Genomic DNA, 26,067 nt, shown 5'->3' on the forward strand with positions numbered 1-26,067 from the left:
ACGCATACCATCTGTAGGGTGCGCCGTGTGTTCAGCCGGGATACATGGGTAACGCCCCCGGACGGCGGCTAACACAGCAAACCTTGCGGTGCACGCGGCGCGCTACAGCTCGCAGGCAATAAAAAAAGGGGCGCTTAAAGCGCCCCTTTCTTATTGCCTGCAACCAGCGCTGGATCTACAGCCGCACGCTGGCAAAGGTCGACTCACCCTGGGCGCGGGTCAGTGCAGCCATAGCCGTTGAGCTGGAGGGGCGCATCAGGTCCTCCGGCATGGGCACCAGGGCCACTACATTGGCACCTTGCTGACCGGCGCGCTCATCGCGCGGCGGGATGCCGAAGTATTCGCGGTAACACTTGGAGAAGTGCGGGGTGGAGACGAAACCGCACACCGAGGCCACTTCGATGATCGACATGCTGGTTTGCTTGAGCAACTGGCGCGCGCGGATCAGCCGTAGCTTGAGGTAGTAGCGCGACGGCGAGCAGTGCAGGTATTTCTGGAACAGGCGCTCGAGCTGACGCCGCGATACGTCGACATACAGAGCAAGCTGATCGAGGTCGATGGGCTCTTCCAGGTTGGCTTCCATCAGCGCGACGATTTCCTGCAGCTTCGGCTGGTTGGTGCCGAGCATGTGCTTGAGCGGCACGCGCTGATGATCCTGCTCGTTGCGGATGCGCTCGTAGATAAACATCTCGGAGATCGCCGCCGCCAGTTCGCGACCATGCTCGCGGCCGATCACGTGCAGCATCATGTCCATTGGCGCGGTGCCGCCGGAGCTGGTGTGGCGGTTGCGGTCAATCGAGAACAGGCGAGTGCTGACGCCTGCGCGGGGGAAGGCTTCCTGCATCGAGGCCAAACATTCCCAGTGCACGCTGCAGTCGTAACCATCAAGCAGACCTGCCTTGGCCAGCGCCCAGCTGCCGGTACACACCGCGCCCAACTGGGCACCGTGGCGCGCCTGGCTCTGCAGCCATTGCACATGCTCGCGGGTCACGCTGTGCTGAATATCCACACCGCCGCAGACGATCACCACATCCAGGCGCGGCGCAGTGGCCAGGCTGGCGTCCGGGGTGATCTGCAGACCGTCGCTGGCGTTTACCGGCAGGCCGCTCTGGGTCAGGGTGTGCCAGCGATACAGCTCCTTGCCGGAGAGCTGATTGGCCATGCGCAGGGGCTCGACAGCAGACGCCAGGGAAATCAGGGTGAAGTTGTCGAGCAGGAGAAAGCCGATGGACTGCGGAGCACGGCTCTGGGGTTGTGCCCCTTGAGTGAACTGTGACATCAGGTAAACCCTCACGCGAAGCAAAGCACGGTAGTGAGCCCCTCTATACGGTGGCTCTTTTTATGGTTCTGGGACTGCACAACGCCAGATCGACTACCAGCACAACGCAAAGGCCGTGCCTAAATTGATTGGGCGTTCAATTAAAAATAGATGGACCGGCCCAACGCTAGTGCCACTAGGCGTTGGCAGGAGCGACAGAAGCATCCTGATTACGACCGCAAACGCCCGCTTGGCGGGCGCTTGAGCATTTCGGTAGCACTGCTGGGCAGGTGCTTTGTCACCCCGCTACGCAGGGTAAAAACGGCGCAGTAACGGACCAACGGTCGGGCCGTATTCAGCCGCCCTGCACTGCCCTTTTTCGGAGCGCCGAACAGCCACGCACCACAAATGTGCACGATGGCCTGAGCGTGCGCATCAGCACTCAACAGCGCTAACTGCCAACCCGCCGCGCGAGGTTTCCTTGTACTTGTCGTGCATGTCGGCACCGGTGTCGCGCATGGTGCGGATCACCCGATCCAGGGAGATAAAGTGCTGGCCGTCACCACGCAAGGCCATCTGCGCGGCGTTGATCGCCTTCACCGCGGCAATTGCGTTGCGCTCGATACAGGGCACCTGCACCAGGCCACCAACCGGGTCGCAGGTCAGGCCAAGGTTATGTTCCAGGCCGATCTCGGCGGCGTTTTCCACCTGTTCAGGTGTCGCCCCAAGAATTTCCGCCAGCCCCGCCGCCGCCATGGCGCAGGCCGAGCCGACCTCGCCCTGACAACCGACTTCAGCGCCGGAGATGGAGGCGTTCTTCTTGCACAGAATGCCAATCGCCGCTGCTGCCAGCAGATAGTCCACCACATTGGCTTCGCTCACCGCGGGGCTGAAGCGCACAAAGTAATGCAGCACCGCCGGGATAATGCCGGCCGCGCCATTGGTCGGCGCTGTGACCATGCGCCCGCCGGCGGCGTTTTCCTCATTCACCGCCAGGGCGAACAGGTTGACCCACTCCATGCCGCTGAGGGTCGAGCCGATCACATTGGGCTTGCTCATTTCCTGCAGGCTGCGGTGCAGCTTGGCCGCACGGCGCTTCACATTCAGCCCGCCGGGCAGGATGCCCTCGTGCTTGAGACCCTGCTCGACGCAGTCGCGCATGGCCTGCCACAGGCGCATCAGCCCGCTGCGGATCTCCGCCTCGCTGCGCCAGGCCTTCTCGTTGGCCATCATCAGCTCGGACACCCGCAGGCCGTGTTCCTTGCACAGGCGCAACAGCTCTTCGGCGCTATTGAAGTCGTAGGGCAGCCGGGTGTGATCCTGGTCCAGCTGACCGCTGGCGGCCTGCTCCTGATCGACCACGAAGCCGCCGCCCACCGAGTAATAGGTGTTCTCATGCAGCAGGCTGCCGTCGCCGGCATAGGTGCTGAGCATCATGGCGTTGGGGTGATAAGGCAGGTTCTCGTCCAGCAGCAGCATGTCGCGCTGCCAGTCGAAGGCCACCGCATGCTGACCCGCCAGCAACAGCGAGCCGCTGGCGAGCAGTTCGTCGATACGCGGTGCGATGCTGGCCGGGTCGACCTGATCCGGCCACTCGCCGAGCAAGCCCATGATCACCGCACGGTCACTGCCATGGCCCACGCCGGTGGCGGACAGCGAGCCGTACAGGCGCACCTGCACCCGCCCTACCCGCGCCAGCAGATGACGCTCGGCCAGGGCACCGCAGAACAGAGCGGCGGCACGCATGGGCCCCACGGTGTGCGAACTGGACGGACCGATACCGATCTTGAATAGATCAAACACGCTGATGGCCACAACTTTCTCCTGCGGGGGTAATTACCCGGCCATCATCGGTATTTCAGCAAAGCCTTAGAGCTTCACACCGACACACCCATGCCCAAAGCCGTCAGCGACTCCAGCCAAGTGGCGAATGGTCGCTGCGGCGTTTTCCGCAGTCCGGGTGCAATCCGCCCCCTTGTACCTCCGCGCAGGTATTGCATTCGGGCCAGGACTGCCGCAGCCAATCACGACAGCAGCATTCCAGTTGCGACGCCGCGCATAGGCAGCCGAGGAAATCTGTCTGCATGATCGCAGCGCCCATGGATCAGCCAGCCGTTGTTCGCCCTGCCCGCCCCGTGGACAGACTGCGCGCCTGCAAGGCACGCCCTGTCATCGCAACTGGAGAGGCTTGATGAAACTGGATAAATGTTGGCTGCTGGCCGCTGCGCTCAGCGCCCCCCTGCTTGCCCAGGCTGCAGAACCGGCACAGTGCGAACTGGTGCGCTTTGCCGATGTGGGCTGGACCGACATCACCGTGACCACTGCCGTGACCCGCCACCTGCTCAGCGAGCTGGGCTACCGCTCCCAGGTCAAGCGCCTGTCGGTGCCAGACACCTACAAGGCCCTGCAGGACAACAGAATCGATGTGTTCCTCGGCAACTGGATGCCGAGCATGGAAAACGACATCAAGCCCTATACGGAAAACGGTTCGGTAGAAACCCTGGGGGCCAACCTCATCGGGGCCAAGTACACCCTCGCGGTCAACCAGGCTGCCTATGATGGCGGCATGGAAAACTTCGCCGATCTTGCACGTTTCAGCAAGGAACTGGGGAGCAAATTGTACGGCATCGAGCCTGGCAACGACGGCAACAAACTGATCCAGCAGATGATCGACAAGAATGCCTTCGGGCTGGGCGGCTTTACCCTGGTGGAATCCAGCGAGAGCGGCATGCTGGCTCAGGTCAAACGCGCCGACCACCTCAAGCAGTGGGCCGTGTTTCTCGGCTGGGCACCGCACCCGATGAATAACCAGCTGCAGATGCACTACCTGGCCGGCGGCGACGACTACTTCGGCCCCGATTATGGCGGTGCCACGGTGTACACCAATGTGCGCGCCGGCTATGCCGAGCAATGCCCGAACGTCACCCAGCTGCTGAAGAACCTGCGCTTCAGCCTGGAGATGGAAAGCTACCTGATGGGCGCAATTCTCAATAAAAACACCAACCCGCGGCGCGAGGCCAAAGCCTGGTTGAAGGCCAACCCCGAGACCGTCGCAACCTGGCTGCAAGGCGTTAGCAGACTGAACGGTCAATCAATAAAAACCGCCGAAAACCTGGCCAACGAAAATTAATTTGTCATTTTTTTCGAACAGCGCGCAGCCCCCTGCTCATCGTGCCTGTGGCCATATCAAAAGCTGCAAACCACGGCCGGCGCGGCTTGCAGCCTTGGCCAAGGGGTGGAAAAGTCTGTTATGGTTTTTTTAGTCAAAGGGTATGTCGCCGCGCAACACGTCAGGGTCGCAAACCGACAATTGCGACAGGCCGAAGACTATATCGTTGAGTCAGCCGATTTCGTCGCTGCCACCTCATAACCGGGGAGGCAGACCGGGACCCACAGCCCCGGACCGAAGAATATATAAGCGCTGGCTCACCCCATGATGGGTGCCAGCCCAACAAGAAATTTCGGATGTACGCGCACCTCGGGTCGAGGTGTGTAAAACCCAAGGATGGGACTTCGTAACACTGCCAGAGGGTTTGGAACGCGGTTTGCAGCACGGCACAGCAAGGTTGACTCGACAGTACGCCCCCATAGCGTCCATTGCCCACAAGGCAACTGGAGCGTTGCAGCGGTTGTGCCTGAGCGCCCTGAAAGTGTTGCGTGGCAAGGCACGGCTCATACCCCCGAACCCAGTAAACCCACACAGGCAAGAACAGTCGGCATCACCGGACGAACGCCCGTTGGCGTGCGCTCGGTTGCGCAACACTGATCTGGATGTCTACTGAAGGGGAATCATCCCATGCAGTCTGGAAAAATCGTGGTCAAGAACCTCTACAAGGTTTTCGGCCCAGAACCACAAGAAGCCATCGACCTGCTCAAACAGGGCTGGAGCAAGGACAGGATCCTTGCCGAGAAAGGCGCGGTAATCGGCGTCAGCGACGTGTCGTTCAGCGTCGAGGAAGGCGAGATATTTGTCCTGATGGGCCTGTCCGGCTCGGGCAAATCGACCCTGATTCGCCTGATCAACCGCCTGGTAGAGCCGAGCGGCGGTGACGTGTTTATTGACGGGCAGAACGTCGCCAAGATGCCCAAGTCGGAACTCATCGACCTGCGCCGCCGCGATATGAGCATGGTCTTCCAGTCCTTCGCCCTGATGCCCTCGCGCACCGTGCTGGACAACGCCGCCTTCGGCCTGGAAGTCGCTGGCAAGGGCCGCAAGGAGCGCGAGAAGCGCGCCATGGAAGTGCTCAAGCAGGTCGGCCTGGACACCTTCGCTCACAAACATCCCCATGAGCTGTCCGGTGGTATGCAGCAGCGCGTCGGCCTGGCCCGCGCCCTGGCCGTCGACCCCTCGATGATCATCATGGACGAGGCCTTTTCCGCCCTCGACCCGCTCAAGCGCCGCGAGATGCAGGACGTGTTGCTGGAGCTGCAGAAGACCGATCGGCGCACCATCATCTTCGTCTCCCACGACATCGAAGAGGCCATGCGCATCGGCACCCGTATCGGCATCATGGAAGGCGGCAAGCTGGTCCAGGTCGGCACCCCCCAGGAGCTGATCGACAACCCGGCCAACGATTACGTGCGCAACTTCTTCAACACCGTCGACACCAACCGCTACCTCACCGCCGGCCAACTGATGGCCGACAGCGTGCCGATCTATGTGCACAACGGCAGAGCGCCGGATGCGCAGCAGGTCTGCCAGGAACTGCAGGCGCTGGACAAGCACTACGCCTTTGTCGTCGACGAGCAGAACAACTTCCAGGGTTCCATCAGCCTGGAGAAGATCGCCCTGCTGGTCGAAGGCGGCACCACCTGTGGCCTCGACGGCCAGGTGCTGAAGACAATCAAACCGATTCCCGAAGACATGCCGCTGGATCAGGTGATCGAACGCCTGGTGGATAACGAAGGGCCGATTCCGGTGATCGACTGCAACGGCCACTACTCTGGTGCCATCAGCAAGGGCCGTCTGTTGACCCGCCTGCAGGGAGAATCCCATGAGTGAGAAACAACTCGACCTGGGCAGCTGGGTCAACGATGTGGTGCAGCACCTGCTGGACAATTACAGCGAAGGGTTCGACAACCTCGGCGGTGTGGTCAATGGTTTCTCCGAAGGCATCGAGTGGCTGCTGATGCTGCCGCCAGCCTGGTTGCTGATCGCCATCTTCGTCGGCCTCAGCCTGTGGCGCATCAGTTACAAGTTCGCCATCTTCACCGCCATCTCCTTCGTCCTGATCGTGCTCACCGGCTTCTGGGAACAGACGGTGGTGACTCTCGGGCTGACCTTCTCCGCCACCCTGATCAGCCTGCTTCTCGGCATCCCTCTGGGGATCTGGGCGGCGCGTAGCGAGCGGGTGTCGACCACCATCCGGCCGATTCTCGATTTCATGCAGACCATGCCGGCATTCGTCTACCTGATTCCGGCGGCCATGCTGTTCGGCCTCGGCCGTGTGCCGGGGATCATCGCCACGGTGATCTTCGCCATGCCGCCGGCGGTGCGCCTGACCAACCTGGGTATTCGCCAGGTCAACAAGGAAATCGTCGAAGCCGGCCAGTCGTTTGGCTGCAACGCCCGCCAGCTGCTGTTCAAGGTGCAGCTGCCGAACGCCATGCCGTCGATCATGGCCGGGGTCAACCAGACCATCATGATGGCCCTGTCGATGGTGATCATCGCCTCGATGGTCGGTGCCGGCGGCCTGGGCAACGACGTACTGGCGAGCATCCAGCGCCTGGATATCGGTCTAGGCTTCGAAAGCGGCATGGCCGTAGTGTTGCTGGCGATCATTCTCGACCGCATCACCGAAAGCTTCGGCACACCGCAGCAGAAAAAGTCCAACAGCCTGGTTGCCTGGTTCAGCGGCAAACTGCAGCGTCAATAAGCCTCAACTTTGTTCAACACAGGGAGTCGCAGATGAAAAGCATAAAAACCCTCGCAGGTGTCGGTCTGTTATCGGCGGCGCTGCTGCAGAACGCCTGGGCCCAGGAACCGGAAAGCTGCCAGATGGTGCGCTTCGCCGAAATCGGCTGGGCCGATATCGCCGCCACCACCGGCGTGGCCATGACCCTCAGCGAAGGCCTGGGCTACAAAACGCGCAAGATCATGGCCTCGGTGCCCATCGCCTTTACCGGGGTAAAGAACAATCAGATCGACGTATTCCTCGGCTACTGGGCCCCCTCGATGGACGCCGTGATCGAGCCGTTCACCAAGGATGGCGGGGTCAAGGTGCTGCCCAAGGCCAACCTGGAAGGGGCCAAGTACACCCTGGCCGTGCCTACCTACGCCGCCGAAGCCGGGCTGAAGAGCTTTGCCGATATCGCCAAGTTCAAGGATCAGCTGGACGGCAAGATCTTCGGCATCGAGCCGGGCAATGACGGCAACCTGCTGATTGACGCCATGATCAAGAGCAACCAGTTCGGCCTCGGCGAGTTCAAGATGGTCGAGTCCAGCGAAGCCGGCATGCTGGTGCAACTGCAGCGCGCGGTGCGCAAGAACGAGCCGGCGGTCTTCCTCGGCTGGGCCCCGCACCCGATGAACACCCAGTTCGACATCACCTACCTGGAAGGCGGTGATGACGTGTTCGGCCCGGATTATGGCGCGGCCAAGGTCTACACCGTGGTACCGCCGGATTACGAAGCGCGCTGCGCCAACGTCGGCAAGCTACTGAACAACCTGCAGTTCACCGTGGAAATCGAAAGCCAGCTGATGGAAAAGGTTCTGGAAAAACAGAACCCGACCACGGTGGCCGCCGAGTGGATCAAGGCCAACCCGGCGATCCTCGAGCAGTGGCTGGACGGCGTCACCACCTATGACGGCCAGGACGGCATCGCCGCGGTGAAGAAGCACGTCGGCCTGTAAGCCAGATCCCGCGCCGCCCCGCTGATCTGCGGGCGGCGCGGTTAACCAAGCCAGTTTATTAGCAGCTCAACCAGCGAGGCCGCGCGGCCATCGCCTGATTTGCTGTACCCGCGATTTACCTCGCGGCGCTGTCTGAGCCCGGCCATTGCGTAGCCCGGATGCAATTCGGGAACGGGCTCGTCGGCCATGCAACACCCCCGGATTCCGTCCGGGCTACACAACCGCGACACCAGGATGTTTACCAGCTAGGCCCGCAAGAAGAACGCGCCAGTCACGCAACAGAACTGCCACTCTCACTGACGGAGTACACCTATGCGTAATTTGAAGAACCTGTGTTTGCAAGGCCTCGGCGTCGCCGCCCTGGCCCTGGGTATGAGCACCGCCATGGCGGCGGACAAACCCAGCCTGACCATTGGCTACGTCAATGGCTGGGACGACAGCGTCGCCGCCACCCATGTGGCCAGCGAAATCCTAAAGAGTAATCTCGGCTACGAGGTCGAGCTGAAAGCCGTCGAGCCTGCGATCATGTGGCAAGGCGTGGCTAGAGGCGACCTCGACGCGACTCTCTCCGCCTGGCTGCCGGTCACCCACGGCGAGTACTTTGAAAAACTCAAGGACAAGGTCACGGTGCTCGGCACCAACTATACGGGCGCGAAAATTGGCCTGGTGGTTCCCGACTACGTCGAAGCCAAGAGCATCGCAGATCTGAACAACAGCAAAGCAGCCTACGACGGCAAGATCACCGGCATCGACGCCGGTGCTGGCGTGATGCGCCGCACCGAAGAAGCCATCGAGAAATACAACCTGGACTTCAAGCTGATGCCGAGCTCCGGTCCGGCCATGGCAATCTCCCTGGCTCGCGCCGAGAAGAAGAACGAAGCCATCGTGGTCCCTGGCTGGATTCCGCACTGGATGTTCGCCAAGTGGAAACTGCGCTTCCTCGAAGATCCGCAGAATGTCTTCGGCGAAGCTGAGCACATCGATACCGTGGCCAGCATGGGTATGGAAGCCAAAGCTCCAGAGGCCGCTGCCTTCCTCAAGAAGTTCTCCTGGAATGCAGAAGAAGTGGGCGCGGTGATGCTGGCCATTACCGAAGGCGTCAAGCCGGAACAGGCCGCCAAGGACTGGATCGCCGCCAACCCGGAACGCGTAGCCGGCTGGCTCAAGTAAGGGTTGTTACATCGCAGGACAAGAACGGGCTTCGGCCCGTTTTTTAATGCCTATCTACCCGTCAGCCACCGCGCGCACCAGGGCAGGCTGCTTGCTGCACGCGGCTGGCCCGCCGCCTTTTCAGGCCGCAACCGTGGGCTGCCCGGGCGGTTCGGTGAGTAGGTAGGCCTCGAAACCCAGCTGATTGAGCAGGTGCACCGCCAGTTCACTGCGGATCCCACCTTCCGGCGTCACCACATATAGGGTGTTCGGCTCCAGGCTGCTGGCATGGGTACGCAGATTGGCCACCGGCAGGCTGATGCTGCCCGGCTGGTGACCCTGGCGGTACTCGAAGGGCAGACGCACATCCAGCAGCAGGCAGGCGCGCTGGCCGAGTCGGGTCATCTGCTGCAACTGCACTGGGCTGATCTGCGGAATCAACGCGGGATGAACCAGTTCGACAAACAGTTCGCGCTCCAGGCTCGCCAGCACGCCGTCCTCGAGCATAGTCACGGTGGCCGAGCGCACCGCGCCACTGACCAGCGCCTCCTCACCGAAGAAATCTCCCGCCTGAAGAATCTGCTGCGGCCCCTCCTCATAGGCCGATGGCAGGGTTACCGCGGCGCGACCGCGCTTGAGCACATAGAAGTGCTCGCCGGGCTCGCCATAACGCACCACGGCCTGCCCGGCCTTTACCTCGGTAAATTCAAAGCGCCCCAGCAAGGTATGCAGGTGGGCCGGCGGCAACCGGCCGAACAGCGGCGAGCGCAGCAGCTTGGCCAGCCAGTCATCCTGGCCGGACTCCTCCTCGCTCGCCCCATCCAGGCTGATCACCCCGTAGTCGGCGCTCTGGCTCCAGTTCAGCAGGCGTTCGAGCAGACCGCGCTCCAGGGCGAACAGGGTCACGTCACTTTGCGCCACCACCGTTTGCAACTGCGGCTGGGCTTCGTTGAGGGCATGGCAGGCCTCCAGGCTGCCGGCCAGCAGCGGCTGACGCGCGCCCTCTTCGCCCAGGCCGACCTGGCCGTGCAGCAGGTAATACAGCGCCAGGGACTTATCGCCCCGCTTGAACAGCTGGGTGCCGGCCTTGCGCTGCACATACTGCAGGCTGTCCAGCGCCTGCTGCTGGTATTGCGGGCTGAGAAAATCGAACGGGCTGAAGCCCAGCAGCAGCTCCAGCGTCAGGCGAGGCGTAGCATTGCTCATGGTAAAGCCCTCCGCTAAGGCGGCCAGCGCAGGCTGGGTCGATCGGGCACAGCAAGCGAGCCACTTATTTACCCTAGTTCAGCGGCCCACACCTGGGCGTTCATTTCGTCAGAGAGCATAGAGCCGCCCCCGCACCGCCGGCCGAGCTACCCCGCCCCCGCTGCGGACTGCTGCTGCACCCAGGCGAACAGCTGTTCGGTGTCGGCATGGCGGCAGAGTTCGCTGCCCTCGGTGATGATCGCGGCTGTACCGGCGGCCACCCCATAGCGGGCAGCCTCGACCAGCTCGCTGCCGGCGGCCAGCTTGAGGGTCAGTGCCGCGACCATGCTGTCGCCCGCGCCAACGGTGCTGCGCTTGCGTACCGTTGGCGCGGCAATGCCCAGGGTCGTGTCGGCGCTGACCAGCAGCGCGCCCTGGGGGCCAAGCGAGACCAGCACCACCTGGCATTGTCCCGCGGCGATCAGCCCCCGGGCGATGCCGGCGAGTTGTCCGGGCTCGGCAATTTCCACCTCGGCCAGGGCGCTGAGTTCGGCGATATTGGGTTTGATCAGAAACACCCCACCGCACTCCAGGGCCTGGCGCAACGCCGCCGCACCACTGTCGAAGATGCAACGCATGCGCTGCTGCCTGACCCAGCTCAGCAGACGCGGCACAAACGCCTCGTCCAGGTCGTCGGGCAGGCTGCCGCTGACCACCAGGTAGTCGGGCCGCGGCAGGGTCTGCAGTGCCGCCAGCAATTGTTCCTGCTCGTCCCGCCCAAGCCGGGCAGCGGGCATCACCAGACGATATTGCTGGGCGCTGCTGCACTCCACCAGATTGATACATTCGCGGGTCCACTGCTCGACCGCCAGAGCCTGGCTGGGCACCCCCTCGGCACTGAGCAGATCGGTCAGATGGCGGCCCGTCGAACCGCCGGCCGGAAACACGGCCAGGGCCCGGCCACCGAGGCGCTGGATGGCCCGGGCGACGTTGATGCCACCGCCACCGGGGGCATACACCGGCGGTGCACAACGCAGCTTGGCGTCCGGATAGAGACGCGGTACCGTCGTGGCGACATCCAGCGCCGGGCTCAGGGTCAAGGTGACGATGCGGCTCATTGGTTCTCCTAGTCGGCATGCTGCAGGGCCTTAGTATTCACTTTAGGTCGCCGCCGCGCGTTACGCTGGCCGCTAACCGGTGCGCCGCAAGCGCGCCCTGTTGCGCCCTTGTGATAGTGCGGCGGCCTGAGTAACGTGTGCGGCCTTACTCAGGAGAGTCCGCATGCGTTTCAGCCCCTACCTTTGCGCCGCCCTGGTGCCCCTGCTCGCCAGCTGCCAGGTGTTTACCCCGCAGCCCGCCCCCAAAAGCGCAGCGGCCACTCGCCTGCAGGGCGAACTCAGCCTGCAGGACGGCCAGCTGCTGTTGCGTCCCTGCCAGGAGCAACGCCGCTTCGTGATTGGCGATGACGGCAGCACCGGCATCAGCCGTGAAGCCGCCGGGTTGCTGGGCGACGGCGCAAGCAGCCTGTTCGTCGACCTGCGTGGCGAACTGAGCGCTACCCCCGCGGCCGGCCTCGATGGCAAGTTCGTACCCAGCCAGGTCTACCGCCTGCAGGCCGAAGGCCCGGGCTGCGAAGACCTCAACTTCAAGCGCAGCAGCCTGCGCGCCAGCGGCCAGGAGCCGGGTTGGAGCGTGCTGGTCAGCAACCGCGGCCTGGTCCTCGACCGCCCTGGCCAGGAACCCCTGGCCCTGCCCTATCTGGAAGAGCAACTGCCCGAGGGCCGCTTCAACCTGAGCAGCGAAGCCAATGGCGAGCGGCTGGAGCTGTGGGTCGCCCCGCAACGCTGCGTCGACAGCATGAGCGGCACCGTGCAGCACATGAGCGCCGAATTGCGCCTGAACGGTAAAGTGCTGCGCGGCTGCGCCTCCTTTGGCGGCGCACGCAACGACTGACAGGCCCAGTCGGGGCAGACGCCATCTGCCCCGAGCTTTGGCCCTGCACGGCGCGCGCGCTGACCTAAGCTGAAAAGGAACTCAGCCCAAGGAATAACGCCATGTTGCGCATTGCCATCAACGGATATGGACGCATCGGCCGCTGCCTGGTGCGCGCGCTCTTCGAGCGCGACCTGCAGCGCAAGATCCACCTCTGCGCGATCAACGACCTCGGCGACCCGGCCACCCTCGCCCATCTGACCCGCTTCGACTCCACCTTTGGCCGCTTTGCCAGGCAGGTCGACCTGCAAGGCGACTTGCTGCAGATCGATGACCAGCCGATCCACCTGCTGCGCGAACGCGAGGTGATCAACCTGCCCTGGCAACAGCACGGCATCGACCTGGTGCTGGAATGCACCGGCAAGCTGAAAAAACGTGTTCAGGTCGAACAGCATCTGACTGCCGGCAGCCCCCGTGTCCTGCTTTCCCATCCGCTGGACAGTGCCGACCTGACCGTGGTCTATGGCGTCAACCATGAGCTGCTGGGCAGTCAGCAGATCGTCTCCAACGCCTCCTGCACCACCAACTGCCTGGCTCCCCTGGCCCAGGCGCTGCATCGGGCGGTGGGCATTCGCCAGGGCCTGGTCAATACCATCCACGCCTACACCAACGACCAGAACCTGCTGGACAAGGCCCACAGCGATCTCTACCGCGCCCGCGCCGCCGCGCTGTCGATGATCCCCACCAGCACCGGTGCGGCCAAGACCATCGGCCTGGTCCTGCCGGAACTGGCCGGACGCCTGGACGGCCTCTCGGTACGGGTGCCGACACCCAACGTGTCCTTGCTCGACCTGACCTTCACCTGCGAGCGTCCGAGCAGCCGCGAAGCGATCAATGCCGCCCTGCAGCAGGCGGCGCAACAGCTGCCGGCCGGCGTGATGGAGTGCAGCGACCTGCCGCTGGTATCCAGCGACTTCAATGGCCATCCGCTGTCCTGCGTGGTCGACCTCAACCACACCCGGGTGCAGGGCGATCTGGTCAAGGTGCTGGCCTGGTACGACAACGAATGGGCCTTCGCCAATCGCATGCTGGATGTGCTGCTGGCCTGGACCCATCCCTGAGATCCCGCCCGTAGGCCGAACAGGTTTATAATCGCCGCCTTTACAAGCTGCCGGGTTGCCTCCGGCCCTGATTCTGGAATTGCCCCATGCTCCGCATCACCGAACTCAAGCTGCCCCTCGACCACCCCGACGAGGCCCTGCGCCCGGCCATCGTCCAGCGCCTGGGGATTGAAGACAGCGAGTTGCTCGACTTCAGCCTGTTCAAGCGCAGCTACGATGCGCGCAAGAAATCCAGTGAGATGCACTTCATCTACACCATCGACTGCGAACTGCGCGATGAAGCGGCGCTGCTGACCAAGTTCAGCGATGACCGGCATATCAGCGTCACCCCGGACACCGCCTACAAACCAGTCGGCATGGCACCCAAGAACCTCGCAGAACGCCCCCTGGTGGTCGGCTTCGGCCCCTGCGGCATCTTCGCCGCGCTGATCCTCGCCCAGGCAGGGCTCAAGCCCATCGTGCTGGAACGCGGCACCGAAGTGCGCCAGCGCACCAAGGACACCTGGGGCCTGTGGCGCAAGAACGTGCTCAACCCCGAGTCCAATGTGCAGTTCGGCGAAGGCGGTGCCGGCACCTTCTCCGACGGCAAGCTGTACAGCCAGATCAAGGACCCCAAGCACCTGGGGCGCAAGGTGCTGCAGGAGTTCGTCAAGGCTGGCGCGCCGGAAGAGATTCTCTACGTCAGCAAGCCGCATATCGGCACCTTCCGCCTCACCGGTGTGGTCGCCACCATGCGCGAGGAGATCAAGGCCCTGGGCGGCGAAGTGCGCTTCCAGCAGCGGGTCAGCGACGTGCTGATCGAGGACGGCCAGTTGCAGGGCGTGGTACTGGACAGTGGCGAGCAGTTGCTCAGCCGCCATGTGATCCTGGCCCTGGGCCACAGCTCGCGCGACACCTTCCGCATGCTGCACAAGCGCGAGGTATTTATGGAAGCCAAGCCGTTCTCGGTGGGCTTCCGCATCGAGCACCCGCAAGGCCTGATCGACCGCGCGCGCCTGGGCAAATACGCCGGCCACCCCAAGCTCGGTGCAGCCGATTACAAGCTGGTGCACCACGCCAGCAACGGCCGCTCGGTGTACAGCTTCTGCATGTGCCCCGGCGGCACCGTGGTCGCCGCCACCTCCGAACCGGAGCGGGTGGTGACCAACGGCATGAGCCAGTACTCGCGCAACGAGCGCAATGCCAACGCCGGCATCGTCGTCGGCATCACCCCGGAGCAGGATTACCCAGGCGGCCCGCTGGCCGGCGTGGAATTGCAGGAGCGCCTGGAGTCCCAGGCCTATCTGCTCGGCGGCAGCACCTACGAAGCGCCGGGGCAACTGGTCGGCGACTTTATCGCCGGCAAGCCGTCCACTGAACTGGGCAGCGTCGAGCCCTCGTATAAACCGGGAATCAAGTTGGGCGATTTGGCTCTGGCGCTGCCGGACTTTGCCATCGAAGCCATCCGCGAAGCGCTGCCGGCCTTCGGCAAGCAGATCAAGGGCTTCGACCTGCATGACGCGGTGCTCACCGGCATCGAGACGCGCACCTCCTCGCCGCTGCGCATCACCCGCGGCGCGGATATGCAGAGTTTGAACGTCAAGGGTCTGTACCCGGCCGGCGAAGGTGCGGGTTATGCCGGCGGCATTCTCTCCGCGGGGGTAGACGGTATTCGCGTGGCCGAAGCCCTGGCGCGGGACATGCTGGGGATCGCCGCGAGCTAAGTCCTGAGGCTTTACATCCTGTCGGCATAGCAAACCGGCGAGCTTGGCGGGCCACGGCGCTCCAGCTCTTCCTCGAGAAACTCGGCCAGGACCCTGGCATTGTTCAGCTGCGCATCACGGGCGCTGAACAGCAGGGTCAATACGCCCTGTTCGGCCGGCTCCAGCAGCCCCCGCCAATATTCGGGATGAGCCGCCAGTTCGGCACGGTACTGGGCGCGGAACGCCTCGAACCCTGCCGGTTCATGGGCGAACTGGCGGCGCAGCTGCGTGGAAGGGGCCACCTCCGGCAACCAGGCATCCAGTTGCACCGCCGCCTTGCTCAGCCCGCGCGGCCATAGGCGGTCGACCAATACGCGCCGACCGTCCGTTGCCGAACGCTCTTCGTACACCCGCTTGCACTGAATCATCCGCCTCTTCTCCTGGCAACGCAGCCGCGACGCTGTCGCGCATCAGGCTGAACGCAAGCAGCACAGGGTGGTACGGCCGGAACCATTCGGCCTGCGCTGCGGGTCGGCATAGGTTTCGACCTCAACGAAGCCGGCTTTGCGCATCATCCCCGCCGAAGCGGCGTTTTCCTCGTGACGGTCGATATAGCTATCGCGCACGCCCTGCTCGCCCAGCTGCATCACCGCCTGCTGCAATAAACGTGAACCCAACCCCCGCCCCGCCATGGCGCGATGGGTGACGGCTTCGCAGATATAGCCCTGCAGGTGGCCGCGCCGTGTCTTGGGCTGATGGCGCGCGAAGAGCCTGGTTAGGCGGTAGCTGACAAAGCCCAGCAACTCGCCCTCTCGCTCGACCAGCACGGCCTGCACCGCGCCGTCGGCAATCCCCTGCAGATGCTCGCGCACCTCGGCCTCTGGCAGGTGATTCCAGGGATTGGGGCCGTGTTCGAAGATCAGCGCACAGAGGTTATCGATGTCCCCGGCCTGTGCCTGGCGTATTTCCAAGTCGCTCATCTGTCCCCCTGATTCAGGAAACGCTCGGCTCTACTAGCCCGGATGCAGGTTAAAGGCCAGCCGTTGGCAGATCGCCTGGCAGGGGTTCGCCGCGCTCGGCGCAGGCGGCGATGGCTGCGATCGACGGGGCCAGGTCAAAGCCCTGGGCGCTGAGCCAGCTGTCGTCGTAGTAGCTGCCGGCATAGCGCTCACCGCCGTCGCAGAGAATCGCCACCACCGAGCCGGATTCACCCGCCGCGACCATACGTTGCGCCACCAGCAGCGCGCCGATCAGATTGGTACCGCTGGAGCCGCCTACCCGCCGGCCCAGGCGCTGCGCCAGGTAATGCATGGCCGCCAGCGACAGGGCGTCGGGCACCTTGCACATGGCGTCGATCACAGTCGGCAGGAACGAGGCCTCGACCCGCGGCCGGCCGATGCCTTCGATACGCGAGCCGTGGTTCAGGCACAGGCTGGCGTCGCCGCTGCGGTAGTAATCGAAGAACACCGAACGCTCCGCGTCGGCGCAAAGCACCCGCGTGGCGTGGCGACGGTAGCGCACATAGCGCCCGAGGGTGGCCAGGGTGCCGCCGGTGCCGGGGCTGGACACCAGCCAGCTCGGTTCGGGGAAGCGCTCGCTACGCAACTGCTGGAAGATCGACTCGGCGATATTGTTGTTGGCGCGCCAGTCGGTGGCGCGCTCGGCGTAGGTGAACTGATCCATAAAGTGGCCGCCACTCTCGCGGGCCAGACGCTCAGATTCGGCGTAGATCTGCGTCGGGTCGTCGACCAGGTGACTCTGGCCGCCATAGAAGGCGATCTGCGCGATCTTCTCCTTCGAGGTGCTGGCCGGCATCACCGCGATAAAGGGCAGGCCGAGCAGACGGGCGAAATAGGCTTCGGAGATCGCCGTGGAGCCACTGGAGGCTTCGATCACCGGCGCGCCCGGCTTGAGCCAGCCATTGCACAGGGCATAGAGAAACAGCGAACGGGCCAGGCGATGCTTGAGACTGCCAGTGGGGTGGCTGGACTCGTCCTTGAAATACAGCTCGACGCCGGGCAAGCCCGGCAGCGGCAGAGGAATCAGGTGGGTGTCGGCGCTGCGCTGGAAATCCGCCTCGATAATGCGGATCGCCTCGCGCGCCCATTGCCGTGCTGTGCTCATCTCAATTCCTCAGTCAGACCGAGGCGATGTTCCGGGCAATAAAGAAACTGCGCCACAGCACCATGGCCATCTCCCAGGCAGATCATCGCCACCTCCGTCGAAAAGCTGGAGTGTAGAGGGGCTTGCTCGGGGCAGACAGATACAGTCAGGCGCGCGAACTGTGCGGCAGGTGAGGATACGCCGCGCCAGCCACACCCGGATTAAATCCGGGCGACGGAAAGTACGGATACGGCGCTCTACTGGTCCCAGGGCCGCCCGCTGGTCTTGTCGCTCAGGCGCAGTTTCTGCTGCAGGGCGGCCTTGGCCAGCATATGGGCGCTGACCGGGGCGGTGATAAACAGGAACAGGGTGATCAGCAGTTCATGCAGGCTGATGCCATTGCCCTGGCTGCTGAAATAGACCATCGAGGCCACCACCATGCCGCCCACCCCGAGGGTGGTGGCTTTGGTCGGGCCATGCAGGCGCATATAGAAGTCCGGCAGCCTATATAGCCCCAGGGCTCCGATCAGGGCGAACAGGCTGCCGATCAGCAGACTGATCGACACCAGGCCTTCAAGCCAAATATTCATGTAGCAGTCTCCGTGGAACGTTTTTTACGATCTCGCGAGCTAGAGCCATGCAAGGCAAAAACAGGCGAGGAAGCGGAGTTTACGAGCTGTAAATGAGCATTCTGAGCCTGTTTTTAACGCAGCAGGGCCGACGCGCAGCAGATCGTAAACTCGTTCTCACTCAATGATGTCGCCGCGCAGCAAGTACTTGGCCACCGCCACGGTACCGACAAAGCCCATGACGGCGATCAGCAGCGCCGCCTCGAAATACAGGTCCGAGCCCAGCCAGATGCCGAATAGCACGATCAGGGCGATGGCGTTGATATACAGGGTGTCCAGGGCGAGGATCCGGTCCGGCAGATCGGGGCCCTTGATCAGGCGCAGCAGGGTCAGCACCAGGGCTGCCGTCATGATCGCCAGGCACAGGGGAATCACGTAGTAGAGCATGTGAACACCTCCTTCAGGGGGGCCTCGTAACGTTGCTTGATCTGCGCGATCAGCTCGGCTTCGTCGGCCACATCCAGGCCATGCACCAACAGGGTCTTGCGGTCGTCGCTGAGGTCGGCGGAAACGGTGCCGGGGGTCAGGGAGACAATGCTGGCGAGCATGGTCAGCGCCAGGTCGTCTTCCAGTTCCACCGGCACCTCGACAAAGGCCGGACGCAGCTTGGCGCTGGAGCCGAGGATCAGCTTGGCCACCTGCAGGTTGGCGAAGACGATATCGCCGAGAATGCGCAGGAAGAACAGACACAGCTTGACCGGCTTGTACAGCCGCGGCGGGTGCACCCAGAACACCTGAGTCAGCTGCGGAATCGCCCAGCCGAGCAAGGCTCCAAGCAGCCAGTGACCGAGACCTAGGTCGTTCATCAGCAGCAGCCAGATGGCCAGCAGAAACAGGCTGAGCAGCGGCTGCGGCAGCCAGCGATTGGTAAACGCCGTGATCATGATGGCTCTCCCGCGGAGACCAGTTGCATATAGGGGCCAAGGTCGAACAGCTGCGCAGCCGTGGCATCCATATAGCTCAGCAGCGGTGCGGCAAAGGGCAGCAACAGCACGACCATCAGCAGCAGGCCGGCGGCGGCCGCAGTGCGCCCGCTATCGCCTTCGGCACTGCCCAGCACGTCGCGCCCGGTGCGCCAGAGCACCGTGCTGCCGGCGCGGCTCAGGGCCACCAGGGTCAGCAGGCCGCCGAGCAGCAGCACCGGCCATAACAGCAGCGCCTGCACGCCTGGCTCCACCGCGCGGAGCAACAGCAGCTTGCCGAGAAAGCCGGAAAACGGCGGCAGACCGGCAATGGCGATGGCCCCGATAAAGAACAGCACGCTGAGTCTAAGCGGTTGCAACAAGGCCGGACCCTGGATCAGCCTGCCGGCCTTCTCGCCGCGCTGGCGACTGATCAGGTCGACGATGAGAAACAGCGCGCCGGTGATCCAGGTGCTGTGCACCAGATAGAACAACGCCGCGCTCAGGGCCTCGGGGGTGCCCAGGGCGATGCCCGCCAGCAGGGTACCCACCGAGACCACCACCAGGTAGGCCAGCAGCCCCTGCAGGGTAACCGCCGCCAGCGCGCCGAGTACGCCGCAGACTATCGTCAGCAGGGCCAGCGGCCACAGCCAGTCGGCGGCCAGATTGGCGATGCTGCCGGCCTGTTCGCCGTAGATCAGGATATACACGCGCATGATCGAGTACAGGCCGATCTTGGTCATGATCGCGAACAGCGCCGCCACCGGCGCGCTGGCCGCGGCATAGGCTCGCGGCAACCAGAAGTACATCGGCAGGAACGCCGCCTTGAGGCCGAACACCACCAGCAGCAGCAGCCCGGCCGCGCCCATCAGCGCCGCATCGTCAGGACTGGCGGCCGCCACCTTGACCGCCAGATCGGCCATGTTCAGGGTGCCGGCGATGCCGTACATCATGCCTACGGCGATGAGGAACAGCGACGAGCCCAGCAGGTTGAGCACCACGTAGTGAATCCCGGCACGCACCCGCTCGCCTCCGCCGCCATGCAGGAGCAAGGCATAGGAGGCGATCAGCAGAATCTCGAAGAACACGAACAGGTTGAACAGGTCGCCGGTGAGAAAGGCACCGTTGATACCCATCAACTGGAACTGGAACAGAGCATGGAAGCTGCTGCCACGGGTATCGTCGCCGCGCACCGCATAGAGCACCGCGAACAGCGCCAGCACAGCGGTGACCAGCAGCATCAGGGCGCTGAGGCGATCGAGCAGCAGAACGATACCGAACGGTGCCTGCCAGTTGCCCAGGGCATAGCTGTGCAGCTGTCCGCCATCGGCCAGGCGCACCAGCCAGACACTGACCAACAGCAGCCCCAGAGTGGACAGCACCGACAGCAGGCGCTGTTGGGCCAGAGACAGGCGTGCGGCGAACAGCAACAGGCTGCCGGCAATCATCGGCAACAACACGGGCATGATCAACGCATGATTCATGCTTTAGGCTCCTTGCCATCGACATGATCGGTGTTCAGCTCACCCAGCCCGCGCAGCGACAGCACCAGGACGAACGCGGTCATGGCGAAGCCGATCACGATGGCCGTCAGCACCAGGGCCTGGGGCAAAGGATCGGCGTACTCGGCACTGCGGCCGATCACCGCTGGCATGCCGGTCTGCAGGCGGCCCATGGCGAACAGGAACAGGTTGACCGCATAGGACAGCAGGATCAGACCCATCACCACCGGGAAGGTGCGCGCGCGCAGCAGCAGGTAAACGCCGCTGGCAGTGAGAATGCCCAGGGTTACGGCAAATAGAGCTTCCATCAATGCACCTCCTTGGCTGCATCGTCCTGGGTCAGCTTGCCCAGGTTGGCGAGAATCAGCAGGGTTGCACCTATCACGGTCAGGTAGACCCCAAAATCGAAGAGCATGGCGCTGGCCAGTTCGACCTCACCCACCAGCGGAATATCGAAATGACCGAAGGTGGTGGTCAGGAACGGGAAGCCGAACAGCCAGCTGGCCAACCCGGTGGCCCCGGCCAGGAGCACGCCGCCGCCGGCCAGCTGGTGATAATTGAGCGCCAGGCGCGAGCGCGTCCACTGCACGCCATTGGCCACGTACTGCAGGATCAGCGCGACAGAGGTGATCAGCCCGGCGATAAAGCCGCCGCCCGGCAGGTTGTGACCGCGCAGGAAGATAAAGGCGGAAATCAGCAGCGCCAGCGGCAACAGCAAGCGCGACAGGGTGGCGAGGATCAGCGGATGACGGTCGCGCGCCCAGGCATGGCCTTCGGCGTCCTGCTTGGGCTGGAACAACTGCAGGCCGCCGAGCAAGGCATAGATGCCGACTCCGGCGATGGCCAGGACACTGATCTCGCCCAGGGTATCGAAGCCGCGGAAGTCCACCAGGATCACGTTGACCACGTTGGTGCCGCCGCCCCCGGAGACGCTGTTGTCGATAAAGAAGTGGGCGATCGACTCGTAGGGCCGACTCAGCACCGCATAAACCAGCAGCGCCACCAGGGTGCCAAAGCCGCCGGCCAGGACGAAATCGCGCAGCCCGCGCAGGCTGCTCGACTCGCCCGGCGTGGTGGCCGGGAGGAAGTACAGCGCCAGCATCAACAGCACCATGGTGACCATTTCCACCGACAGCTGGGTCAGCGCCAGGTCCGGCGCGGAAAAGCGCACAAAGGCCAGGACCACCAGCAGGCCCACCACGCTGAGCATCAGCAGGGCCACCAGGCGACGGCGGTGGAACACCACGGTAATCAACGCAGACAGCGCCAGCATGCCCATGCTCAGGCCCGTCACCGCATCCACCGGGCTCATGGCCAGCGGGCCCTGCAGGCTCGACAAAGGCCCCAGCGCCACCGTCACCACCGCCAGCGAAGCCAGCAGCATCAGCGCCAGGTAGCGCTGCAGGGAGCCATTTTCGAGGAAGCCGGTAATCGCCACGGCCACAGCGACGAACTTCTGCACCGCGGTCTCGAACACCAACTTGGCATCCAGTTGCGGCAGCCCGGCGTACCAGCGGAACAGCGGCTGGCGGAAGGCGTAGACCAGGATGCCGCCAAACAGGGCGATAAAGCTCATCAGCAGCGGCAGGTTGAAGCCGTGCCAGATCGACAGGCTGTACTCGGGCAGCGGCCCGCCCAGGGTCGAGGCGGCCGCCACCGCAAGCAGCGGTGCCACGGTGTAGGCCGGCACGATGCCGACCAGCAGGCAGAGGAACACCAGCACCTCCACCGGCACCTTCATATAGCGCGGCGGTTCATGGGGCGGGAAATGCGGCAGGTTGATCGGCTCGCCATTGAAGAACACGTCGTGGATAAAGCGCAGCGAATAGGCCACCGAAAACACCCCGGCCAGGGTCGCGCCGGCGGGGATCACCCAGCTGAAGCTACCCAGCAGGTGCTGATTGAGCGTCTCGGTAAAAAACATTTCCTTGCTCAGGAAGCCATTGAGCAGCGGCACCCCGGCCATGGCGGAGGCCGCCACCATGGCCAGCACCGCCGTATGCGGCATGTACTTCCATAGTCCGTTTATTCGCCGCATATCGCGGCTGCCGGTTTCGTGGTCGATGATCCCCGCGGCCATAAACAGCGAAGCCTTGAACGTCGCGTGGTTGATGATATGGAACACCGCCGCCACCGCCGCCAGGCGCGTGTCGAGGCCGAACAGCAGGGTGATCAGGCCCAGGTGGCTGATGGTCGAATAGGCCAGCAGGCCCTTGAGGTCGTGCTGGAACAGGGCCATCCCGGCACCGAACAGCAGGGTCACCAGGCCGGTGACGCTGACCAGATAGAACCACCACTCCGAACCGGCCAGCGCCGGGTACAGCCGCGCCAGCAGGAACACCCCGGCCTTGACCATGGTTGCCGAATGCAGATAGGCCGATACCGGGGTGGGTGCCGCCATCGCGTGGGGCAACCAGAAGTGAAAGGGGAACTGCGCCGATTTGGTAAATACCCCAAGCAGCACCAGGATCAGCGCCAGCGGGTAGAGTTCGTGGGCACGAATCGCATGGCCGGCGGCCAGTACCTGGGACAGCTCGAAGCTGCCGGCAATATGGCCGAGCAGTAGAATCCCGGCGAGCAACGCCAGGCCACCGCCGCCGGTCACCACCAGGGCCATGCGCGCGCCCTTGCGGGCATCCGAGCGGCTGTTCCAGAAGCCGATCAGAAGAAACGACGACAGGCTGGTCAGCTCCCAGAACATCAGCATCAGCAGCAGGTTTTCCGAGAGCACCACGCCGAGCATGGCCCCCATAAACAGCAGCAGAAAGGCGAAGAACCGCCCCATCGGCTCCTGTTTCGCCAGGTAGTAGCGCGCGTAGAGAATCACCAGCAGGCCGATGCCTAGAATCAGCAGGGCGAACAGGAAGCCCAGGCCATCGAGGCGCAGGCTGAGGTTCAGGCCCAGGGCCGGCAACCACTCCAGCTTGAACTTGAGCAGCTCACCGGCAAACACCGAGGACTGCTGCGACAGCAGCAGCACCAGGGCGGCCAAGGGCGCTATCCCGGCCGCCGCGGCACACGCCGATCGGCCCAGGCGCTCTGCCAGCAAGGGGAGCAATGCCCCGAGAAACGGCAAGGCGATAATCAGCGCAAGCGTCATACATGAAACCCCTTTATGCGAACCCACCAGCACGGCAACGCCACCCCGTTTCAGGGCCGCGGCGTGCTTGTGTGGCTGCGGATCTATGCCCGCTTAACAGTGCGTGGAAAATGATTGCGCCAGAAGCAACGGCCTACAGCAATCCGCTAACCCCCTGGCGGCACAGGATAATTCAGCGATTATCCATACCTATCGGCACGCCGTCATGGATAGAAGTATTACTAAAGGCTCTTATTCAAGGTTTCCGCCTGAAATTTACCGGACATTCCCGATAAACACGGCCCAATATAAAACCCCAGGCAAGAAAAAGCCGGATCAGCCATTACTGATCCGGCTCGGTCGACACTTAATGGGTAACGCGGCTGGTACCGTTGACCGTCATGATGCGTACACGCTCGCCCACGCGGAAGATCTGATTCGGTTCGACCTCCTGCACATAGGCACGCATGCTGCCGTCGTCTTCGCGCACGGTAATTTCCACGCCCTGGGTACGGGTCAGGCCTTCCTCGGCCGCCGCGCCCAACAGGCCGCCCGCCACTGCGCCGATCACCGCCATCACTGCACTGCCGCGGCCGCCACCGACCGTGCTACCGCCAATGCCGCCGATAACCGCACCGGCACCTGCGCCGATGGGGGTCTTGGTGCCTTCGATCTGCACCGGCCGCAGGGCTTCGATGGTGCCCATACGCACGGTCTGCACGGCGCGGGCTTCGCCGCGCGAGTAAGTGTCGCCGGTCAGACTGGAGGCGCAACCACCCAACAGGGCCAGCGCGACCAACGAGGCAATCAACAAAAGGGGTTTACGCATGGTGGATCCTCCAGTTTGCGAGGCGCTTATTAGAGCGCGAGCACGGTCCGACTGTCACCCGTCAATATAAGGCAAAATTTTGCCCCAGCCGCGACATCGCACCCTCTTTCGGCCCAGCGTGCCGCGGGCTTAAGCTGCAAAGAAGACCCAGGGGAGGATCCATGGATTATTTTATTGTTGCCATCACCACAGCGGCGGGCCTGTACTTCCACTGGTGGCTGTATGTGCGAATCAAACGCTGGATCGACCGCGACCTGGCCCTGTCGCTGGCCGGCGACTCGCCAGACAAGCGCAGCTATATGCTCGAACGCCTGCAGGAAGCCCGCGCGACCGGGATCAAGCGCGGCGAGCTGCAGGCCTGGCTGGAGGCTGCCGCCAGGGATTACCGCGACGACAGCTGAGCCCATCCACAGGCCGTCAGGGTGCCAGACGCTCACGCACCCAGTTGTCATTATCCAGACGGTAGTTGAGTCGATCGTGCAGACGGCTCGGCCGGCCCTGCCAGAACTCGATGCGCTCGGGCAATAGACGGTAGCCGCCCCAGTGCGGCGGGCAATGCGGCGCGCGGTCGAGAAAACGCTGCTCGGTTTCGGCCAGCAGCTGTTCCAGCTCGCTACGGTCGACAATCACCTGACTCTGCGGCGAAGCCCAGGCCCCCAGGCGACTGCCCAGCGGACGCACCTGGAAGTAGGCATCGCACTCTTCGGCGCTGACCCGCTCGACACGCCCTTCGATACGCACCTGACGCTCCAGGCTGGGCCAGAAGAAGGTCATGGCCGCATAGGGCCTGGCAGCCAGCTGCTGGCCCTTGGCACTGTCGTAATTGCTGAAGAAGGTAAAGCCGCGCGAATCCAGGCCCTTGAGCAGCAGCACCCGGCAATGCGGCCGCCCCTCCTCGTCCACCGTGGCCAGGGTCATGGCATTGGGCTCGACCGGCAGTTGCTCGGTCTTTACCGCCTCGGCAAACCAGCGCTGAAACAGGCTGAAGGGTTCGAGCGGGGCTTGCGCCTCGCACAGCCCGTCACGGGTGTAGTCGCGGCGCATATCGGCCAGGGTCTGAGTCATAGGCGAATCCTCCAGAACAGATTTCGCCTAGCTTAACCCTCGCCGTATTACTTGGCTTGATCTACGACAACTAGTTATTTGGCAGCGGTTTTGACGTTGGCGGCGGCGACCGCAGGAGCGGCGGCCGGCTGGCTGTATTTGGCGATCAGGCCGTTGAGGGTAGCCTTGGAGGTCAGAAGAATCTCGACCCGGCGGTTCAGGGCACGACCTTCGGCGCTGTCGTTGGCGGCGCGCGGCATATCCGAGCCCAAGCCCTTGACCATCAGGCGGTTCTGCTTGAGGCCGCTCAGGCGGAAAATCGAGGTAAAGGCCCGGGCACGCTGGTGGCTCAGCTCGCGGTTGAGGTCATCCGCACCGCTGCTGTCGGCATGGCCCAGTACCAGTACGCCAATCTTCTCGTCGCTTTCCAGGAGTTTGGCCATGCGGCTCAGAGGCCCCAGGGTAGAAGGCAGCATCATGTGCGGACGGTCCGGGTTGAACGAGCTCTGCACCGGTGCCGTGACCACCAGCAGGTTTTCCCGGCGCTCCAGTTCGAAGGCACTGCCCTTGATCGCCTCGCGCACACGGGGTTCATAATCGTCGAGCCAGGCCTGGGTCACCGCGGGCGGCGGCATAGGCGCAACCTTGGCGGCCTTGTCGGTTTTCTCGAAGGCGCTGCAACCGCTGACCAGGACACACAGAGCTATGGCAAGAGATTTGTTAGGCATTGGGTATCCACATCTAGAGACTTGAGAAACTGGCCTGCGCTCGCGGGCGGCAGGCCAAGCCATATTGCACA

The 26,067-nt window shown here is 63.5% G+C and carries 24 protein-coding genes and 1 pseudogene; 9 read left to right on the top strand and 16 right to left on the bottom strand.

What is annotated here, in order from left to right; all coding sequences use genetic code 11:
* Positions 1-175 precede the first annotated feature (175 nt).
* Entirely contained in the window at positions 176-1,279 is a 1,104-nt protein-coding gene (locus tag WMW70_RS12530; RefSeq protein ID WP_341437838.1) for a choline metabolism transcriptional regulator GbdR, read from the bottom strand.
* Positions 1,280-1,693: 414 nt separating this feature from the next.
* A complete protein-coding gene (locus WMW70_RS12535) occupies positions 1,694-3,073 on the bottom strand; it encodes an L-serine ammonia-lyase (RefSeq protein WP_341437839.1) in 1,380 nt (459 codons plus the stop codon).
* 376 nt (positions 3,074-3,449) lie between these two features.
* On the opposite strand from WMW70_RS12535, the gene choX reads away from it, so the two are divergent.
* The 5 genes from choX to WMW70_RS12560 all read left to right on the top strand — a co-directional run bounded on the left by choX (position 3,450) and on the right by WMW70_RS12560 (position 9,281).
* Positions 3,450-4,388: a choline ABC transporter substrate-binding protein gene (gene choX / locus WMW70_RS12540; RefSeq protein WP_341437840.1), complete on the top strand. Its 939-nt coding sequence runs from the start codon at positions 3,450-3,452 to the stop codon at positions 4,386-4,388.
* Positions 4,389-5,054: 666 nt separating this feature from the next.
* Positions 5,055-6,260 (top strand): quaternary amine ABC transporter ATP-binding protein, encoded by a 1,206-nt coding sequence (locus WMW70_RS12545; protein ID WP_341437841.1) that lies wholly within the window; start codon positions 5,055-5,057, stop codon positions 6,258-6,260.
* On the top strand, positions 6,253-7,134 hold the full coding sequence (locus WMW70_RS12550) for an ABC transporter permease (RefSeq protein WP_341437842.1): 882 nt from the start codon (positions 6,253-6,255) through the stop codon (positions 7,132-7,134). Before WMW70_RS12545 ends, WMW70_RS12550 begins: the two co-directional genes overlap by 8 nt.
* A 32-nt stretch (positions 7,135-7,166) precedes the next feature.
* Positions 7,167-8,111: a choline ABC transporter substrate-binding protein gene (locus tag WMW70_RS12555; RefSeq protein ID WP_341437843.1), complete on the top strand. Its 945-nt coding sequence runs from the start codon at positions 7,167-7,169 to the stop codon at positions 8,109-8,111.
* Between the two features lie 312 nt (positions 8,112-8,423).
* Positions 8,424-9,281 carry a glycine betaine ABC transporter substrate-binding protein gene (locus tag WMW70_RS12560; RefSeq protein ID WP_341437844.1) on the top strand — a complete coding sequence of 286 codons (858 nt, stop codon included), beginning with the start codon at positions 8,424-8,426 and terminating at the stop codon, positions 9,279-9,281.
* Positions 9,282-9,401: 120 nt separating this feature from the next.
* On the opposite strand, the gene WMW70_RS12565 is transcribed toward WMW70_RS12560, so the two are convergent.
* Entirely contained in the window at positions 9,402-10,466 is a 1,065-nt protein-coding gene (locus WMW70_RS12565; protein WP_341437845.1) for a cyclic nucleotide-binding domain-containing protein, read from the bottom strand.
* A gap of 146 nt (positions 10,467-10,612) precedes the next feature.
* Positions 10,613-11,563 (bottom strand): 6-phosphofructokinase II, encoded by a 951-nt coding sequence (pfkB, locus tag WMW70_RS12570; protein WP_341437846.1) that lies wholly within the window; start codon positions 11,561-11,563, stop codon positions 10,613-10,615.
* A gap of 163 nt (positions 11,564-11,726) precedes the next feature.
* On the opposite strand from pfkB, the gene WMW70_RS12575 reads away from it, so the two are divergent.
* From WMW70_RS12575 to WMW70_RS12585, 3 genes are all read left to right on the top strand, one after another.
* The gene (locus WMW70_RS12575) at positions 11,727-12,398 is read left to right on the top strand and encodes a COG3650 family protein (protein WP_341437847.1); all 672 of its coding nucleotides are present in this window, start codon (positions 11,727-11,729) and stop codon (positions 12,396-12,398) included.
* A gap of 101 nt (positions 12,399-12,499) precedes the next feature.
* Positions 12,500-13,498 (top strand): type I glyceraldehyde-3-phosphate dehydrogenase, encoded by a 999-nt coding sequence (gap, locus tag WMW70_RS12580; RefSeq protein ID WP_341437848.1) that lies wholly within the window; start codon positions 12,500-12,502, stop codon positions 13,496-13,498.
* An 86-nt stretch (positions 13,499-13,584) separates the two neighbouring features.
* Positions 13,585-15,201, top strand: coding sequence for an NAD(P)/FAD-dependent oxidoreductase (locus WMW70_RS12585; protein WP_341437849.1), 1,617 nt, complete (start codon positions 13,585-13,587; stop codon positions 15,199-15,201).
* An 11-nt stretch (positions 15,202-15,212) separates the two neighbouring features.
* On the opposite strand, the gene WMW70_RS12590 is transcribed toward WMW70_RS12585, so the two are convergent.
* The 10 genes from WMW70_RS12590 to WMW70_RS12635 form a co-directional block, all read right to left on the bottom strand.
* The gene (locus tag WMW70_RS12590) at positions 15,213-15,608 is read right to left on the bottom strand and encodes a DUF488 domain-containing protein (RefSeq protein ID WP_341437850.1); all 396 of its coding nucleotides are present in this window, start codon (positions 15,606-15,608) and stop codon (positions 15,213-15,215) included.
* Between the two features lie 42 nt (positions 15,609-15,650).
* Positions 15,651-16,160 (bottom strand): GNAT family N-acetyltransferase, encoded by a 510-nt coding sequence (locus WMW70_RS12595; RefSeq protein ID WP_341437851.1) that lies wholly within the window; start codon positions 16,158-16,160, stop codon positions 15,651-15,653.
* Positions 16,161-16,209: 49 nt separating this feature from the next.
* Positions 16,210-17,304 (bottom strand): PLP-dependent cysteine synthase family protein, encoded by a 1,095-nt coding sequence (locus WMW70_RS12600; RefSeq protein WP_341437852.1) that lies wholly within the window; start codon positions 17,302-17,304, stop codon positions 16,210-16,212.
* Between the two features lie 236 nt (positions 17,305-17,540).
* Positions 17,541-17,873: a Na+/H+ antiporter subunit G gene (locus WMW70_RS12605; protein ID WP_341437853.1), complete on the bottom strand. Its 333-nt coding sequence runs from the start codon at positions 17,871-17,873 to the stop codon at positions 17,541-17,543.
* A gap of 156 nt (positions 17,874-18,029) precedes the next feature.
* The gene (locus tag WMW70_RS12610) at positions 18,030-18,299 is read right to left on the bottom strand and encodes a K+/H+ antiporter subunit F (protein WP_305256353.1); all 270 of its coding nucleotides are present in this window, start codon (positions 18,297-18,299) and stop codon (positions 18,030-18,032) included.
* Entirely contained in the window at positions 18,284-18,796 is a 513-nt protein-coding gene (locus WMW70_RS12615) for a Na+/H+ antiporter subunit E (RefSeq protein ID WP_341437854.1), read from the bottom strand. Before WMW70_RS12615 ends, WMW70_RS12610 begins: the two co-directional genes overlap by 16 nt.
* Complete coding sequence (locus tag WMW70_RS12620) at positions 18,793-20,298, bottom strand: monovalent cation/H+ antiporter subunit D (RefSeq protein WP_341437855.1); 1,506 nt, start codon at positions 20,296-20,298, stop codon at positions 18,793-18,795. Before WMW70_RS12620 ends, WMW70_RS12615 begins: the two co-directional genes overlap by 4 nt.
* Positions 20,295-20,624: a Na+/H+ antiporter subunit C gene (locus tag WMW70_RS12625; RefSeq protein ID WP_341437856.1), complete on the bottom strand. Its 330-nt coding sequence runs from the start codon at positions 20,622-20,624 to the stop codon at positions 20,295-20,297. The genes WMW70_RS12620 and WMW70_RS12625 overlap by 4 nt, the downstream gene beginning before the upstream one ends.
* Positions 20,624-23,416 carry a monovalent cation/H+ antiporter subunit A gene (locus WMW70_RS12630; protein ID WP_341437857.1) on the bottom strand — a complete coding sequence of 931 codons (2,793 nt, stop codon included), beginning with the start codon at positions 23,414-23,416 and terminating at the stop codon, positions 20,624-20,626. Before WMW70_RS12630 ends, WMW70_RS12625 begins: the two co-directional genes overlap by 1 nt.
* Positions 23,417-23,762: 346 nt before the next feature.
* Positions 23,763-24,224 (bottom strand): outer membrane lipoprotein, encoded by a 462-nt coding sequence (locus WMW70_RS12635; RefSeq protein ID WP_341437858.1) that lies wholly within the window; start codon positions 24,222-24,224, stop codon positions 23,763-23,765.
* A gap of 161 nt (positions 24,225-24,385) precedes the next feature.
* Here WMW70_RS12635 and WMW70_RS12640 point away from each other — a divergent pair, with 161 nt between their 5' ends.
* Entirely contained in the window at positions 24,386-24,625 is a 240-nt protein-coding gene (locus WMW70_RS12640) for a hypothetical protein (RefSeq protein WP_341437859.1), read from the top strand.
* Positions 24,626-24,641: 16 nt separating this feature from the next.
* Here the strand turns inward: WMW70_RS12640 and pdxH are convergent, their stop codons facing one another.
* Complete coding sequence (gene pdxH, locus WMW70_RS12645) at positions 24,642-25,289, bottom strand: pyridoxamine 5'-phosphate oxidase (RefSeq protein WP_341437860.1); 648 nt, start codon at positions 25,287-25,289, stop codon at positions 24,642-24,644.
* 77 nt (positions 25,290-25,366) lie between these two features.
* Positions 25,367-25,996 (bottom strand): annotated as a pseudogene (locus WMW70_RS12650) (OmpA family protein); the annotation flags it as partial.
* Between the last annotated feature and the right edge of the window lie 71 nt (positions 25,997-26,067).

This window comes from Pseudomonas sp. XK-1 (genome assembly GCF_038069885.1).
In the GTDB taxonomy this organism is placed as follows: domain Bacteria; phylum Pseudomonadota; class Gammaproteobacteria; order Pseudomonadales; family Pseudomonadaceae; genus Aquipseudomonas.

Bases quoted from the DNA above. Each gene is read 5' to 3' on its own strand.
- WMW70_RS12600 (WP_341437852.1), bottom strand. From the start codon at position 17,304: ATGAGCACAGCACGGCAATGGGCGCGCGAGGCGATCCGCATTATCGAG.
- WMW70_RS12545 (WP_341437841.1), top strand. From the start codon at position 5,055: ATGCAGTCTGGAAAAATCGTGGTCAAGAACCTCTACAAGGTTTTCGGC.
- WMW70_RS12550 (WP_341437842.1), top strand. From the start codon at position 6,253: ATGAGTGAGAAACAACTCGACCTGGGCAGCTGGGTCAACGATGTGGTG.
- gap (WP_341437848.1), top strand. From the start codon at position 12,500: ATGTTGCGCATTGCCATCAACGGATATGGACGCATCGGCCGCTGCCTG.
- WMW70_RS12615 (WP_341437854.1), bottom strand. From the start codon at position 18,796: ATGATCACGGCGTTTACCAATCGCTGGCTGCCGCAGCCGCTGCTCAGC.
- pfkB (WP_341437846.1), bottom strand. From the start codon at position 11,563: ATGAGCCGCATCGTCACCTTGACCCTGAGCCCGGCGCTGGATGTCGCC.
- WMW70_RS12590 (WP_341437850.1), bottom strand. From the start codon at position 15,608: ATGATTCAGTGCAAGCGGGTGTACGAAGAGCGTTCGGCAACGGACGGT.
- WMW70_RS12575 (WP_341437847.1), top strand. From the start codon at position 11,727: ATGCGTTTCAGCCCCTACCTTTGCGCCGCCCTGGTGCCCCTGCTCGCC.
- WMW70_RS12560 (WP_341437844.1), top strand. From the start codon at position 8,424: ATGCGTAATTTGAAGAACCTGTGTTTGCAAGGCCTCGGCGTCGCCGCC.
- WMW70_RS12555 (WP_341437843.1), top strand. From the start codon at position 7,167: ATGAAAAGCATAAAAACCCTCGCAGGTGTCGGTCTGTTATCGGCGGCG.
- WMW70_RS12635 (WP_341437858.1), bottom strand. From the start codon at position 24,224: ATGCGTAAACCCCTTTTGTTGATTGCCTCGTTGGTCGCGCTGGCCCTG.
- WMW70_RS12595 (WP_341437851.1), bottom strand. From the start codon at position 16,160: ATGAGCGACTTGGAAATACGCCAGGCACAGGCCGGGGACATCGATAAC.
- WMW70_RS12630 (WP_341437857.1), bottom strand. From the start codon at position 23,416: ATGACGCTTGCGCTGATTATCGCCTTGCCGTTTCTCGGGGCATTGCTC.
- WMW70_RS12640 (WP_341437859.1), top strand. From the start codon at position 24,386: ATGGATTATTTTATTGTTGCCATCACCACAGCGGCGGGCCTGTACTTC.
- WMW70_RS12565 (WP_341437845.1), bottom strand. From the start codon at position 10,466: ATGAGCAATGCTACGCCTCGCCTGACGCTGGAGCTGCTGCTGGGCTTC.
- WMW70_RS12620 (WP_341437855.1), bottom strand. From the start codon at position 20,298: ATGAATCATGCGTTGATCATGCCCGTGTTGTTGCCGATGATTGCCGGC.
- WMW70_RS12605 (WP_341437853.1), bottom strand. From the start codon at position 17,873: ATGAATATTTGGCTTGAAGGCCTGGTGTCGATCAGTCTGCTGATCGGC.
- WMW70_RS12585 (WP_341437849.1), top strand. From the start codon at position 13,585: ATGCTCCGCATCACCGAACTCAAGCTGCCCCTCGACCACCCCGACGAG.
- WMW70_RS12530 (WP_341437838.1), bottom strand. From the start codon at position 1,279: ATGTCACAGTTCACTCAAGGGGCACAACCCCAGAGCCGTGCTCCGCAG.
- choX (WP_341437840.1), top strand. From the start codon at position 3,450: ATGAAACTGGATAAATGTTGGCTGCTGGCCGCTGCGCTCAGCGCCCCC.
- pdxH (WP_341437860.1), bottom strand. From the start codon at position 25,289: ATGACTCAGACCCTGGCCGATATGCGCCGCGACTACACCCGTGACGGG.
- WMW70_RS12610 (WP_305256353.1), bottom strand. From the start codon at position 18,299: ATGCTCTACTACGTGATTCCCCTGTGCCTGGCGATCATGACGGCAGCC.
- WMW70_RS12625 (WP_341437856.1), bottom strand. From the start codon at position 20,624: ATGGAAGCTCTATTTGCCGTAACCCTGGGCATTCTCACTGCCAGCGGC.